The sequence below is a fragment of the Leptospira hartskeerlii genome (genome assembly GCF_002811475.1).
In the GTDB taxonomy this organism is placed as follows: domain Bacteria; phylum Spirochaetota; class Leptospiria; order Leptospirales; family Leptospiraceae; genus Leptospira_B; species Leptospira_B hartskeerlii.
Genome location: NZ_NPDL01000006.1, coordinates 286,425 through 301,116, shown reverse-complemented (window position 1 = coordinate 301,116; position 14,692 = coordinate 286,425). Strand labels below are relative to the sequence as shown.

At 40.2% G+C, this 14,692-nt stretch carries 10 protein-coding genes; 4 read left to right on the top strand and 6 right to left on the bottom strand.

What is annotated here, in order from left to right:
• Positions 1–212: 212 nt before the first annotated feature.
• The 3 genes from CH352_RS13260 to CH352_RS13250 form a co-directional block, all read right to left on the bottom strand.
• Positions 213–1,169: an FRG domain-containing protein gene (locus CH352_RS13260; RefSeq protein ID WP_100707330.1), complete on the bottom strand. Its 957-nt coding sequence runs from the start codon at positions 1,167–1,169 to the stop codon at positions 213–215.
• 161 nt (positions 1,170–1,330) lie between these two features.
• Positions 1,331–2,035, bottom strand: a complete 705-nt coding sequence (locus tag CH352_RS13255; protein WP_100707331.1) for a hypothetical protein — start codon at positions 2,033–2,035, stop codon at positions 1,331–1,333.
• A gap of 69 nt (positions 2,036–2,104) precedes the next feature.
• Positions 2,105–3,142: a tyrosine-type recombinase/integrase gene (locus CH352_RS13250; protein WP_100707332.1), complete on the bottom strand. Its 1,038-nt coding sequence runs from the start codon at positions 3,140–3,142 to the stop codon at positions 2,105–2,107.
• 519 nt (positions 3,143–3,661) lie between these two features.
• On the opposite strand from CH352_RS13250, the gene CH352_RS13245 reads away from it, so the two are divergent.
• From CH352_RS13245 to CH352_RS13230, 4 genes are all read left to right on the top strand, one after another.
• A complete protein-coding gene (locus CH352_RS13245) occupies positions 3,662–6,118 on the top strand; it encodes a hybrid sensor histidine kinase/response regulator (protein ID WP_100707333.1) in 2,457 nt (818 codons plus the stop codon).
• A 133-nt stretch (positions 6,119–6,251) separates the two neighbouring features.
• A complete protein-coding gene (locus CH352_RS13240) occupies positions 6,252–8,771 on the top strand; it encodes a histidine kinase N-terminal 7TM domain-containing protein (protein WP_100707334.1) in 2,520 nt (839 codons plus the stop codon).
• 6 nt (positions 8,772–8,777) lie between these two features.
• Positions 8,778–11,765 (top strand): MHYT domain-containing protein, encoded by a 2,988-nt coding sequence (locus tag CH352_RS13235; RefSeq protein ID WP_100707335.1) that lies wholly within the window; start codon positions 8,778–8,780, stop codon positions 11,763–11,765.
• 1 nt (position 11,766) lies between these two features.
• On the top strand, positions 11,767–12,762 hold the full coding sequence (locus CH352_RS13230) for a response regulator (RefSeq protein ID WP_100707336.1): 996 nt from the start codon (positions 11,767–11,769) through the stop codon (positions 12,760–12,762).
• Positions 12,763–12,765: 3 nt separating this feature from the next.
• On the opposite strand, the gene CH352_RS13225 is transcribed toward CH352_RS13230, so the two are convergent.
• From CH352_RS13225 to CH352_RS13215, 3 genes are read right to left on the bottom strand one after another with little or no spacing between them, the layout of a single operon-like run.
• Positions 12,766–13,449, bottom strand: coding sequence for an SDR family NAD(P)-dependent oxidoreductase (locus CH352_RS13225; RefSeq protein WP_100707337.1), 684 nt, complete (start codon positions 13,447–13,449; stop codon positions 12,766–12,768).
• A gap of 4 nt (positions 13,450–13,453) precedes the next feature.
• Entirely contained in the window at positions 13,454–14,089 is a 636-nt protein-coding gene (gene mtnB / locus CH352_RS13220; protein ID WP_100707338.1) for a methylthioribulose 1-phosphate dehydratase, read from the bottom strand.
• A 3-nt stretch (positions 14,090–14,092) separates the two neighbouring features.
• The gene (locus CH352_RS13215) at positions 14,093–14,626 is read right to left on the bottom strand and encodes a 1,2-dihydroxy-3-keto-5-methylthiopentene dioxygenase (protein ID WP_100707339.1); all 534 of its coding nucleotides are present in this window, start codon (positions 14,624–14,626) and stop codon (positions 14,093–14,095) included.
• Between the last annotated feature and the right edge of the window lie 66 nt (positions 14,627–14,692).

The window sequence follows — 14,692 nt, the reverse complement described above, 5'->3', positions numbered from 1 at the left end:
TGGAAATAATATCTTAAAATCAAGCCGGACAAGGATGTCCGGCATTCGTTTCAAGCGTTATGGCGTCTAACGACCAAGGGTTGGCGACGTTTCGCGAGTGCGTAAGCACTTGGCACGAGGCTTGCCTCTGCAAGACGAGTGACAAAGCGAAATGTGGCGGAGCCTGGAGCGAGGGCGCGTTAGCGTCCCGAAGCGGAATGCCAACCCGATAGTTAGGCGCCGTCACGTCTCTTAAAAAACAAATCATTGAAGATTACTACGTCCTTTGCAGCGTTATCATGAATTGGCATAAATTTTGTTAGCGAATAACCGTTGACATATAATCTTCTTAATATCTCGACAACTAAATAACCTGGAATATCGATCCTATAGATCGGACCTTTGCCAGCATTATAATTTCTACTTTTCCAGAGTCGCTCAATCACATAGAGCTGGTCGATTTTATCGGAATCTCTTTCATGCACTTTAAGATCTACTGTAAAAAGGCCTATTTGATTTCTTAAATACTCGTTAGCTGAAAATGAAGATTTAATTACCTTTAATTCATCAGTTATATCTGTATGATTGAAGAGATCATCAATTTTTAAGCCAAATATACTGATAGTATCTTCCTCCTTATCTTCCCCGCGTAAAATTACTTCTTCATAGTAACTAATCGAAGCAAAATAAAGCGCAGTAATCGGACTATAAGTCCAATCCAACAAGCGAGTTGGCACATTGTGGTGTTGCGCAAGTGCAAACATTTCTATAAATTCTAAAGGATAAGCAAATTTATTCTCTTTATTCTTAATTTTCTCATTAACCTCATCAATAAATTTAATAAATCTTTCTCTTTGAACATAGTCCAAATTATCATCCAGACCATTTCTATGACAAATTTCAATAAATTGCTTCATAGCAACAAATTCAGCTACGATTCGATTTGGCTCTGGGCTAGCTCTATGAAAAATATCTTCCTCGAAAAACCAATGAACATATCTGGAAAATTCTCCAAGGCGAAAAGATTTTGGAATTAAACCCCACAAGTTACTACGTTGTCCCCTGAAAATCCAACCGTCATACCCTTCAGCATAGTTATTATTGACGTAACCATACTTTTTAAACTTCTTTGAACCCGGTGAAAGGTAAAAGAATAACTTATTAATATTTTTTATTGTATGTATATCCATTGTAAGTGATGGCGCCTAACGACCAAGCCTAGCCGACGTTTCGCGAGTCTGAAGGACTTGGCACGAGGCTTGCTTTGCAAGACGAGTGACAAAGCGAAATGTGCCGTAGGCCGGAGCGAGGGTTGCGAAGCAAGCCCGAAGCGTAGCGGCTGAGGCGAAAGTTAGGCGTAGTTTTGCATTCTAATTGCAAAGTATTTTCTTTTCCCTTCATTATCCTGACAGTCGATTATTTGTTTCGATTTACATTTTGGACAACGAAGTATCACTTCAAATGCAAACGACTTCCAATCGAATTTTCTATCCCAAAATTGATCCATTTTCTCTATATGGTTACAATTCTCACATATAACTACGTCTTGAAGATGCCTTTCAGGAACTGTATCTAAAATACAAAGGAAATGTCTGAAAGCTTCAAGAATATAAGCTTTTGGATTCACCTCGAATTCCGGAATTGGAGTATATGAAGAACCTTGTAATTCGATAGCTTCATCTATCCAAATAAAATCAGAACAGATAGGATCATTGAATGAATCATATGCCATCCGTTGCATGATATCCACTCCCATAAATGGAGACAATTCATCATTTAACACTCGTTGAGCTACCGCCCTCGCATAATGATATCTTAGAGTATTTTCATCTGGCAATTTTGGTATTGATAATTCATCCAAAGCTCTAAAGAAATAATTCCTTGCTTCATCTAATTCTCCCGATTGAAGGCCAGCGAGAATTTGAGTATTTAATGTCTGAATGCCAGCATCAAGTAAGACAAGCCCAAAGTCAGAGTATAGCTTTGAATCAGTGTGCAAATATTGAGCTTGAGCAATTATTACGAATGCTCTATTTTCTATTTCTTCTTTATTCATGCAAAATTACGCCTAACTCCGAGTAGCCGCATGTTCGCCCATGAGGCGTATGGGCGCAATAGCGCATAATCAGAGATCGTCCAGAGGACTTTTAATCTTAGAAACCATCGGGTCAACAATTCTAGCGTAGATTTCCGTGGTTTTTACGGATACATGGCCCAGGAGTCTTTGGATCATTTTAATCGAAGTGCCTGATTCCAGAAGATGGATTGCGAACGCGTGTCTCAGGTCGTGGATCGAAACGTCTTTTGTGATACCCGCTTTTTTCCTAGCGGCGGTGAATATGTTTTCCGCGGTTCTAACGCTTAAGTTTTTGCCTGGAATTTGGCCAGTGAAAATCCAGGAACTTCTACTTTGGCGTTCGAACAAATTGCTTAGATCTTCTTTGCAGCTATTCGGTAGAAGACTAAAACGGTCCTTCTTTCCTTTACCTTGTCGTATTCGGATGGATTTTTTCTCCCAATCCAAATCATGCCCTTTTAACTTAACGAGTTCCCCTACTCTCAAGCCGGATCCATAACAAAGTTTTAATAGAAGTTTATGTTTAGGATTGGAAAGAGATTCTATAATGCGGGCGACTTCTTTCCGGGACAAAGATTCGGGGATCTTCTTCTCTCTTTTAGGAGGAGAATATGAAGTCAGAAATCTGCCACCTATTACAATATTATAATAAAATTTAAAAGATTGAAGCGCAGATCTAAGAGAATTAGAGGCTAAGTTCCTTTCGTATAAAATTCGATCCAAGTACATCTTTAAGTCGGATTCAGTTACCGTGTACGGATTTTTTTCGACAGATCTTAAGAAGGCTTTATTATACAAAAAATAAGACTTTAGCGTTTTCTTACTGTAATTACGTCTTAATACCTCGGTTTTAAGTGGGATAAGAAGAATATCAGGATCCGCTTCTATCTTTTCCCTATATGTAGAAACAAATTCAGAGAGAAAGGACTCGGAGAATGGAATTTTCCAAAATCTAAACTCGTAGCTCCAAATTGCTCTCTGCATTTTAGAGAATTTCCGGAAGAGCTCGGTGTCGTAAGAAAACGAAATGGCGCAAAAACAGTGCCCATTCTCCCAATGTTTCCAAATTTTGATCTTTTGGGGCATGAGGAGAATAAAGAAGAATACTAAATATTTGTATAGTAATTATTTGGATTTTAAAATATAGCTCCGCCCCTTCAGTCACACTGAAACAAAAAGAATTCTATAAAAAAGAAATCGTCGGTCCTCATTTGACGTTTTCGGCAGTATTTTGCCTTTTTTACTCGTCTTTCGACTTATTACCAGCAAATTCCTGAATTTCAGGAATGTTACTCTAAAATTATCCGTTATGCGTCTATTCAGGCCAAATTTATTGATTAAGGAGTAGAAAAACTTTGTAGGAAGTCAAACAACGCGTTTGGCACCGTTCGACATGCTATATTAGAGATTTTTTTAGAAGTATACTGAAGAAACTCCATCACTCAAAGGACAATTCTTGAATGACAAAACTGCAAAGGTTCCTTAAAAACGGAATGATTCTAATGGAACTTTTTAGGAAATTAGATATTCTGTTTTCTCCGTACTTTTCAATTTTGAAATGAATTGTCTATTTCGGATCTTTCATTTCTATATTAGGCAAACCAGATGGACCATTCTTCCTCTTCCAGTCCTGATTTTCGTCTTCTTTTCGAATCTGTTCCAGGCTTGTACCTGGTGCTTTCACCGGAGCTTAAAATTTTAGCGGTGAGTGACGCGTATCTCAAGGCGACTCTGACCGAGAGAGATAAAATTTTAGGAAGAGGGATTTTCGAAGTTTTTCCAGACAATCCCGACGATCCGGAGGCGACAGGCGTAAGCAATCTTCGCAGTTCCCTTCTGCGTGTTTTGGAAACAAAAGTTCCAGACACGATGGCTGTCCAAAAATATGATATCCAACTTCCGGAAGAAGAAGGCGGAGGTTTTGCTGCAAAGTATTGGAGCCCTTTAAACACACCTGTGTTGAACAAAAAGGGAAAAGTAGAATGTATTATTCATAAAGTCGAAGATGTTACAGAGTTTGTACTCCTAAAAGAAAGAGGACAAAAACAATCCGAGATGACTGAGGCTCTTCTTTCACGTACAGAAGAGATGGAAACAGAGATCATCCGTCGCTCTCATGAGTTACAATCGGCAAATAAAAATTTAAGAGAAACTGAAAAGATCAAAAACGATTTTTTTGCAAATGTTTCCCACGAACTTAGAACTCCTCTTAGTCTGATCTTAGCTCCTGTAGAATCTATTCTTTTGGACAAAGGATCCAACCTTTCATCCAGTAATATCCAGATGTTGGGAACAGTTCACAATAATTCAGTCAGACTTCTTCAGATGGTGAATAGTCTATTAGATTTTTCTAAATTTGAAGCCGGAAAAATGAGAGTCGAACTCGAATCTACGAATATCAGTAATCTAATCCATACAATCTTAAAAGACTTCGAACCGAGTGCTTTAGAGAAGAATATTCGAATCCAAAAGGAACTACCTTCTTCCGACCTAAATATTCTGATAGATCGCTACCTATTCGAAAGGATTTTCTTTAACCTTCTTTCTAACGCTTTAAAGTTTACCCCTAAAGATGGAACAATCTCTGTTATTCTTACTTATTCCGAAAATCAACTTCTTCTTTCCGTTCAGGATTCAGGGATCGGGATCTCGGATGAAGACCAAAAGATCATTTTTAAAAAATTCCAGCAGGCAGAAGGTTCTTCTACCAGAAAATACGGCGGAACAGGATTAGGTCTCGCTATGGTAAAAGATTTTTCGGAACTTTTGGGCGGTTCCGTAGAAGTTACCAGCAAATTAGGCTCAGGAAGCAAGTTCAGTGTCAAAATTCCCGCGCAAATAGCGGAGTCGGGAGAAAAGGGCCTTTCTTCCAAAATTTTCTCGCATTCTCCCCAATTTTCTAGTTTAGATATTTCTAATAGAGAAACTGCCGATCTTTCAGATAAACCTAAAGTTTTGATTTGCGAAGATAACGAAGACCTTGCTAGTTATATTCATTCCCTTCTCTCTCCATTATATCAAGTCAAATCGGCAAAAAATGGAAAAGAAGGAATGAAATTAGTCCACTCCTGGGCCCCTGATTTGGTACTTTCAGATGTGATGATGCCAGAGATGGATGGCGTGCAACTTTGTAAAGAGATCAAAGCAAACCCTAAAATTTCGCAGACGATTGTAGTGCTCCTTACTGCATTAACTCATAGAGAAGCAATGCTAAAAGGCTGGGAAGCGAAAGCGGATGAATATTTGTGCAAACCTTTCCATCCGGAAGAATTGCTCGTTAGAATGAAGTCTCTCCTCGCAATTGCTGAAGATAGAAAAAAGAATTTAGAAACATTAGAACAGAAAAATTTCGAACTGGAATTTGCCAACGCAGAGTTAGAAGCATTCTCCTATTCAGTCTCTCATGACTTGAGAGCACCATTGAGAGCGATCCAAGGATATACCCAAATGATCATAGAAGATCATAGTTCCGTCTTGGATGCGGAAGGGATCCGATTCTTAAATGTACTCATCGACTCCACAAAAAGAATGGAGAACCTAATCGATAACTTATTAGAATTTTCTAAAGTAGGCAAAAAAGAATTGAAGGACTCCACCTTTGATCTTACTGAAGTTGCCGAAACCGTGGTGAGCCAGATCAAGGATCAAACGGAACATAACGCTGAAATTATAATCCACCCGCTTTCAAAAGTGACGACTGACAGAGATATGATGTCTTACGTGTTCCAAAACCTGATCTCCAACGCGGTAAAATATTCCGCCAAAAAGGAAAGACCCAAGGTAGAGATTGGAGTCACAAATACAGACAAGGGAAAAACATTCTTCGTAAAAGACAATGGAGCAGGCTTCGATATGAAATATTATAATCGACTTTTCGGTGTTTTCCAAAGATTGCATAGACAGGAAGATTTCTCCGGCACGGGAGTTGGCCTTGCAATCGTACATAGGATCGTTACCAGATACAAGGGTTCTGTATGGGCAGAAGGTAAACCGGGAGAAGGTGCATCCTTCTTCTTTACCTTGGGAGAAAAAGCCGGAACCGCGGTCGGTTTCCGTAATTGAATATTCTATAATTTCTTTACTTAAGAGATAAATTTACTCTTCAAAGATTGAATAGATCCTGTTATTACGTCTTATATTTTAGCTTAGAAACTTTCTCCTTGAGCCGAAGGAGTGGCTTTCGATATTAGTTTGCATGGGAACGGAAGTCCAATCTTTAACCTGGTTCAAATGGACTCCTTACGCGATCCTTCCCCTATTTAGTCTCTTTCTTTCTATTCTTACTTTTCGTTTAGGCTACAAGAACAGACAAACTTCGGGAGCACCTGAATTCATCCTGGTATGTCTTGGAATTGCTCTTTATAGCTTTGGATATTTTTGGGAGATAGTCAGCACAAAACCTGATAATATAATTTTCTGGGACAATTTTCAATTCATCGGCCCGGATGTTCTGATCATCGCTCTTCCATTTCTATGCCTGAGAATGGCCAATTTAAATAGGTTCATTCATCCAATCAGTGGCTTTCTTTTTTCAATCATTCCAATTTGCACTGAATTCGTGGTCTGGTTCGGAGAAGAAGAATGGATCCGCCCGTCTCTCAGATTCGATCCATCCGCTCCTTGGCTTGCATTAATCTACGAATATGGGCCTTGGATGCAGGTCTATGTGATCAATTTTCTCTCAATCTTTCTAATCTGTATTATAATTTTATTATATGGGGCCTGGTCTCAAAGAGCATTTCACAGGATACGTTGTTTAGTTTTTCTAATAGGGATCTCTATTCCTTTCGGAAGCCAAATAATGACTGCGGGAGGTTTTATCCCGTTCATTCATCCTAAATTGGACATTTTCCCTTTAGCAGCAGGGTTCGCATTGATCGTTTGGATGTACGGTCTTTTTTATTTCAAGATCTTAAATCTGATCCCTTTAGCCAGAAACCAGGTATTCGAGTATATACAAGATGCAGTTTTTGTAATGAACTCTTCCGGTTTCCTTTTAGACTGCAATGTTTCAGCTTTAAATCTACTCGGAACAGCAAGACTGAGGCAGAATTCCAAACTTTCCGAATTTTTGCCGGACCTAGATGTTCTTGTGGATGAATGTCATACTAACAGAAAGGCTAATACGGAATGGAAAACGAATCATGGTAAATATTACGATGTTTCTGTTCGTTCTCAAAGAGCGGAAGGTTCTCAATTCACAATTGTAGTTCTAAGAGATGTAACCCAAAGGGCAATCTCTGAAAGAAAACTTTCGGAAAGAAGGGATATTCTTCAAAGTATTTTGGATTCCACTAGCATTCTGTTTTTAGTTTTAGACGGAGATGGCAAATTAATTTTATTGAATAGAGCCTGCTTACAAACGACGGGATTCGACCTAATGGAGCTGGAAGGAAAAGTTTTCTGGGAAACGGAATTATTTGCGGAAGAAAGCAAGAAAATTGCAAAAGTTTTCGAGCAACGTTTTGCAAAGAAGAAGTTCCCGAAACATACAAGTGTTCTTCTGAGAACTAAAGATGGAAAATCCAGAAGAACTCTTTGGGAGCATAAAGAAGTCCGAGATCGAAACGGTCATTTACAATATGTCATCTCCACCGGGACCGATGCGACAGGTTTAGAAGAAGCAGAATTCAGGATTGAAACATTACAAAGAGCGAATGAAGAAATCTTGGCCCAAAAAGCAATCATTGAATCCCAAAAATTCGATTTGGAAGATGTACTCCAAAACCTAAAAAGAACCCAGGCAAAATTAATCCAAGCATCTAAGTTAGCCGATCTAGGCCAACTAGCGGCAGGGATAGCTCACGAGATCAATAATCCTATTGGCGCAATCCAGGCAGCAGGTTATAATATTCTTTCTTATCTGGAAAAGATCAGAACGGAATTACGGCCTATTCTTCCCATTCTTTCCTCCATATCGGACGAAGATTGGATTTCCTTTAATGAACTGATTACATTAGGAGTTTCTTCCAAGGAGATCCTAATAGGTTTGGAAAGAAGAAGGATACTCGCCGAGATCAGAACAGAAATGAAGTCTGCGGATATTCTTTTTCCGGAAGAAACAGCAGAATTTTTTGTGGATTACGGGATCGCTTCTTCTTGGAGAAATTTCGAAAGAATATTAAGAAATCGGAATACAAGGGAACTTCTCCCCTTCTTTTTGAATCTTTTGGGTCCGGAACAATGTGTGGATACGATCAAAACTGCAGTGGATCGTTCCGCAAAAATTGTATATGCACTCAGAAGTTTTGCACATTTCGAATCCTCTCATAAGAAGAGGAAGTTCTCCTTAAAGGAAAATATTGATACCGTTCTGACGTTGTATCAGAATTTATTCAAACATGGCGTAGAAGTTTCGACTAACTTAGATGGGATCCCGGAGTTTTTAGGTTTCCCGGACGATTTGATGCATTTATGGACAAATTTGATCATGAATTCTGTCCAGGCAATGTCGTATAAGGGTTCGATCGGGATCAGTGCCTCTTTGCAAAAGAATGAGGTAATTGTTTCTATCCAAGATAAAGGACCTGGAATTCCTGCGGAAGTGCAGGACCAAGTATTCGATGCATTCTTCACTACCAAACCTTTGGGCGAAGGTTCCGGGCTAGGTTTAGATATAGCGAAGCGAATTGTAGAAAAGCATAAGGGAAGGATCTGGTTTGAATCTTCTCCGGGAAATACAATATTTTATGTGGGGCTTCCTTTCGAGGTCTGAACTTCAGTGATTGCATTTTTAGATAATTTTTTCATTTATAATTCTTCTGCGAAACTTCTTTCGGCCACGTACAATCCTTGGTTGGTTGTTCTTTCCGTTTTAATGGCGATATTCGCGTCTTACATTGCCCTTCAGATCGTAGGACAAAAGGTTCCGGAATCTTCTCCACCCATTACCAAATATTTAGTATCTTCCGCGGCGAGCCTTGCATTGGGTTGTGGTGTTTGGTCCATGCATTTTATCGGGATGCTTTCTTTCGAGTTATGTACGACCGTTCAATACGATAAGAGCCTAACTATCTTATCTATATTTCCGAGTCTTCTTGCTTCTACAGTCGCATTATCGTTCGTAAGCAGGCCGAAAATTTCTGGCACCGAACTTGTGTTAGGCGGCTTGCTTGTAGGTTCCGGAATAGGAGCAATGCATTATACTGGAATGGGTGCCGTAGAGACTGCTCCTTATTTACGTTATGATCCTTGGTTCTTTGCATTATCCATCGTAGTTGCAGTGGTTCTTGCGATACTCTCTCTTTGGGTAAGATTCGGTTTAGAAAATTTAAAATTAGGGACTCTCTGGCCTTCTCTTATTTCTGCCGCCACCATGGGATCAGCTATTTCCGGTATGCATTATACTGGCATGGCGGCCGCAAGGTTTATTGGAGAAGAAGATAAAAATCTAATTTCTCAAACTGCAGATTCCACATTTTTAGCTCTTGCTGTTTCTTTAATCACGATCGCATTCACTTTGTTTGCATTTGCAGTCAACTGGTTCTTAAGATATCGCGATCTAATCAACAACCTAAGGATCAGTGAATCCAGACTCAGAACGATCATCACCACAGCTGTGGATGGTGTTATCACAATGGACGTCCAGGGTAAGATTAGAGAATTCAATCGCTCTGCAGAATTGATCTTCGGTTATGAAAGCAAAGAAGTGATCGGAAAGAATATCAGGGAACTGATGCCCGATCCCTACTATACTGTAAAAGATAAAAATTCCGAGATAATGCTGAGTGCCGGGTTCGCTAAAATTATAGGAAGCAGCAGAGAAGTCATAGGCATCAGAAAAGATGGCTCCGACTTTCCAGTACGTTTGGCAATCGGACATGGAAAACTTGCAGGAGAAGATCTATTTGTCGGTTTTGTAACGGATATTAGCGAAAGAAAAATGATTGAGAACGCATTAAAACAAAGTGAGCAACAGGTGCGTTCCCTGATCGAAAATATTCCGGGAATTACTTACAGATGTCTTCCCAATAATGACTGGAAGATGTTATTCATGAGTGATGCTTCCGAATTAATAACGGGTTATCCTATTCAAGATTTCGTAAGTGCAAACTCTATAAGGTCTTTCAAAGATATCATTCATCCTGAAGATCTGGAAAGAGTGGAGTTCGAAGTAGATGCGGCGGTCGCCGGAAAAAGAGCATTTACTTTAGAATACAGGATCGTTCACCAAAATGGTGAGATCAAATGGCTTTGGGAAAATGGGCGCGGGGCATATGGTGGAAATGGGGAAGCAATCTTTATTGACGGAGTTATTTTAGACATCACCGAAAGAAGAAGAATGGAAGAAGCCTTACGCAAAGAAAAAGAAAAAGCGGAGCTTGCAGCAATTACTAAAACTTCTTTCTTAGCGAATATGAGCCATGAGATCCGAACTCCGATGAACGCAATCCTTGGATTTACGGAAGTTCTCCTTTCTGATGAATTAGAAAAAAATCATAGAACCCATTTGGAAACAGTCAAAAGTTCCGCAAAATCTTTATTAAGACTTTTGAATGATATTTTAAACACCGCGAAATTGGAAAAAGGTGCGGTGGAACTGGAAGAAATCGACTTCTCCCTTTTCAAATTGATCGCGGAATTAAAGTCCACCTTGGGAATCAGCGCCAGAAAGAAAAATCTAGAATTCGAAGTGATCCAGGAATCTAATCTACCAGAATTTTATAAGGGAGATTCCTTACGGATCAGACAAATCCTGATGAACTTGATAGGTAACGCAGTCAAATTCACGGACAAAGGAAAAGTGAGTTTAAAAATAATCAGAGAAGAAGGAAAACTTCATTTCGCGGTCCAGGATACAGGGATCGGGATCCAAGCAGATCGATTGGATAAAATTTTCGAACCGTTCACACAGGCAGATATTTCCACAACGAGACGTTTTGGTGGGACAGGGCTTGGCACCACTATCTGTAAACAGTTAACGGAGTTGATGGGTGGAAAGATCTGGGCAGAGAGTGTTCTTGGAAAAGGAAGTACATTCCACGTACTTCTTCCTTTAGAAGAAGGAAAACACAGACAAGAAAACAAGAAACAAATTGCGATCAAACTTCCTGCACTGAAGATACTAGTCGTCGACGATGTGGAAAAAAATACGGAGCTTGTAGGCCTTCTTCTTCAAAACCTTGGACATCATGTGGAATCATCGTATAACGGAGAAGATGCAGTAAAAAAAGTCACGACCGGATCTTTCGATTTGGTTCTAATGGACGTACAGATGCCCGGGCTGGATGGTCGCCAAGCAACTAGGGTTATCCGAATGCATGAGATCCAGGAGAATGTTTCCAGGACTCCTATTTTAGCATTGACTGCCAGCGTTTTTGAAGAAGATAAAAATGCCGCAAGTGCAGCCGGAATGGATGGATTTGTCTCTAAACCTGTGGAGATGGACCAGATGATAGCCGAGATCGCAAGAGTGTTAGGTTATTCCGAAATGATCGCAAATCCTGAAATCGATCCTTCCGAAAAAGAAGTAGAATGGGATCCTAAAAAGGCTTCCATTCTAGCAAAGGAACTATCCGATTCTTTCCAAAGAGGTTCGATAGAAGAGGAATACTTGGAAGAATTTTCGGATCTAATCCGAACTAAAGTGGAAAATTCCGATTTTAAATCTTTTCGTTCTAAGGTAGAACAATTCGAATTCGAAGAGGCGTATACTCTTCTCAAAAAATTCATTATCCAACTCGGATTGGACAAAGATCTCGGAAAATAGAATGAGCCATCTCCTTGATGACAGACCTAAAATTTTAATCGTAGATGACGAAGCAGCAAATCTGCAGGTACTCAAACAAATATTACAAGAAGATTATAGACTTTTTTTCGCAAAAGACGGGATTAAAGCTGTAGAACTTGCGATCTCAGAGAAACCGAATCTTATTCTTTTAGACGTGATGATGCCGGGCATGACTGGACATGAAACATGTAAAAAGCTCAGAAATGATCCCTCTACTTCCAGGATACCTGTAATATTCGTGACTGCAATGGCAGAAGAAGAAGATGAGGCTGACGGTTTCGAAGCGGGGGCCGTGGACTATATTACAAAACCTGTAAGTCCTGCAATCGTAAAGGCCAGAGTAAAAACACATCTTTCGTTGGTAAGAAACGACGAGTTGAAAGAGACTAGGCTTCAAATCATCCAAAGATTGGGACTCGCGGCAGAATATAAGGATAACGAAACAGGCCTTCACGTAATCCGAATGAGCCATTATTCTAAAACTCTTGCGAAAGCCTTAGGTCATTCCGAAGATACAGCCGAAAAAATATTACACGCTTCTCCAATGCATGATATCGGCAAAATCGGCATCCCGGATAGTATATTACAAAAACCTGGTAAACTTGACCCGGAAGAATGGGAGATCATGAAGACCCACCCCACTATAGGAGCGGAGATCATTGGAGACCATGATTCTGCTCTCTTACAAATGGCAAAAAGTATCGCCTTGAACCATCATGAAAAGTGGGATGGAAGCGGTTATCCAAACGGGATCAAAGGAGATACAATTCCAGTCGAAGCTAGGATCGTAACAATCGCAGACGTATTTGATGCTCTCACCACGGAAAGACCTTATAAAAAAGCATGGAGTATTGAAGACGCAGTCAACCATATCCGAAAAGGTGCAGGATCTCATTTTGATCCCGGGCTTGTTCCTATCTTTTTGAACCTCATGCCTGAACTTTTAGAGATTAGAGAGCGCTGGGCAGAAACTTAAAATTTAAAGCACACCTTTTGGCGGAAGAAAAAGGACCTCGTCCTGGTTGAAGCTTGCGGGAAGAGAATACAAACTTTCTAAAAAGATCGCTGCATCGGTTGCAGGGATCATATCTTCTCTCTTGAAACCTTCTCTGCCATCCCAAATCGGAGTGTCTATTGCTCCAGCGTACACTGTAGTAACTCTTATTCCACGACCCTTCACTTCTTCTCGGATCGCTTTTGCGAAACCGGCCAGGCCATGTTTAGACGCGCAATAAGGAGAAGATTCCGGAAATCCCTGTCTTCCCGCAGTGGAAGAAATATAACAAAGAAGAGATCCCTTTTTCATAGAGGGCAGAAGTTTAGAAGTCAGCAAAATAGGAGCGCTTAGGTTTAGAGTGAGATGTTTTTGTAGATCCTCCCATTCTAGATCCTCTATTTTTAAGAATAGGCCGTCTCCCGAAGCGAAGTAGACAGCATGGATCTCTTTCCAAATTTTCAGAAGAGAAGAAGTAAATTTGAGGATTTGGTCTTGGTTTCCCAAATCGCAGAGATAATTTAATCCTCTTTCTAAATTTTCCTCCAGAGGGATCCCACGTCTGGAAATCCCGATCGGAAAATATTCAGGAGTTGTATTCAGTTTTTCTAATAAAGATTTGCCGATCCCGGATCCGGCCCCTACTACCAGGATATTTTTGAGTGCCATGTTCTTACTTCGACATTGCCCGCACTTTTAGTAAAAAATCTGCTGCTTCCAAATGTCGATTTGCTTGGACCAGATCTTTTCCCCAAACAGTGATCCCATGTTTTTCTATAATACAGAATGGGACTCTAGGTTTTGCCTGAACGAGATGCTGTTCCAAATGGTCCGAGATATCTTGAACCTTTGGATAATTATACAAAACCGGAACGGAAACATTCGGATTCTCGTCCCAAATACCGAACGCCTTGATGATCTCTAAGGGAAGAAGTGGAAGATCCTCTATAGGATTCTCTTTAGAAACTCCTATTTCGATCAGATTGGATTCCGGAGTATGAACGTGAAGAGAGCAACCCATTTCAGGAAATGCTTTATAAACTGCTCTGTGGATAGAAGTTTCGGCGGAAGGTTTTAGGCCTTCTCTGCCTTTCCAACCTTCTAATACTTTTCCGGACTCTATTTCTACAGGAAGAAAATCTTTGCGAGTCAGTTTGTTCTTATCTAAACCGCTACCGCTTACCCAGAATACGTTAGGATCTTTTTCATCTTTGATGGAAAGGTTGCCTGCAGTTCCGGGCATCCATCCTTTAGAATGGTATAGAACTCCCGACTCAGCTAAGCGAGTCAGGATCTTTTTTTGGGACATTCTTCAGACTAAAGCCGTAGTTTCTTCTACGTAATTCGGGACCCAGCCGCTCATATCTTGGAAATAACGAACTGCTTTGATCCTTTTGTTCTCATCTAGAGTGAACCAGTGATTTGTGTTCTTAGGAACAGAGATGAAATCATCCTTCTCCACTCTTACTAAAAACTTTTCGCCAGCAAGCGAGAATCCGAAAATCCCGGAGCCATCTACGATATAACGAACTTCGTCGTCCGTATGATAATGCACTTTGTCAAATTTGGCTAACATCTCGTTTAGGCCAGGAACTTGCGGATGAAGAACGATCAGGTCTCTAGATTGATAACCTTCTTTTTCCTTTAAAGTCTCGAAACGATTGTCCAAATTTTTGAGAAGAGCTTCTTTCTCGTCGTCAACAAGAGTCAATTTATCCGTAAGAGAATGAGAGGAACTTGGGACCGGCCAATGATCGTAATTGATCCCTCTTTTATTTAGAAAGGATTTAACTTCGGTGTTGTCTTTGATTTCCGGCAATCCCGGTTTTTGGATAATAGTCGCCATTTGCGCCTCCTTTAGGTGGTGTCCTTTTTAGCTCCGCACCCTCAGCGGTAGTTGCGGCCCTTGTGT